The 372-nt window shown below is 54.3% G+C and carries 1 protein-coding gene; it reads left to right on the top strand.

Features of this window, described 5'->3' with window-relative positions; translation table 11 throughout:
* Positions 1-154 precede the first annotated feature (154 nt).
* Positions 155-346 (top strand): YgaP family membrane protein, encoded by a 192-nt coding sequence (locus HNH97_RS17745; protein WP_216657596.1) that lies wholly within the window; start codon positions 155-157, stop codon positions 344-346.
* The last annotated feature ends 26 nt before the right edge of the window (positions 347-372 follow it).

Genomic DNA, 372 nt, shown 5'->3' with positions numbered 1-372 from the left:
TCCACTGCAAGTCCGGGATGCGCACTACTGCCAATACCTTACAGCTCGAATCAGCAGCTGACGGAGTACCGGCCTGTATTCTCAAAGGAGGTATCGATGCGTGGCGGCAGGCAAGACTACCCACCGTCGTCGATCGCTCACAACCGCTGGAATCATGCGACAGGTGCAGATCACAGCCGGTACGATAGTGCTAACCGGCGTGCTGCTTGGTTTAATTGTTTCGCCCGTATTCTTCGGAATATCGGCGTTTGTCGGTGTAGGACTAATGTTCGCTGGCGTAACAGGATGGTGCGGCATGGCCAATCTTCTGCGCGTCATGCCTTGGAACCGGCGTTCAAAAGGCTGATGGTTACTATTCTGCTCACCCGTTTT

It is taken from the genome of Gluconacetobacter entanii (assembly GCF_013155425.1).
Lineage (GTDB): Bacteria > Pseudomonadota > Alphaproteobacteria > Acetobacterales > Acetobacteraceae > Novacetimonas > Novacetimonas entanii.
This window is presented reverse-complemented; position numbering and strand designations above follow the sequence as displayed.

Coding starts and splice junctions, on each gene's coding strand:
- HNH97_RS17745 (WP_216657596.1), top strand. CDS start 155: ATGCGACAGGTGCAGATCACAGCCGGTACGATAGTGCTAACCGGCGTG.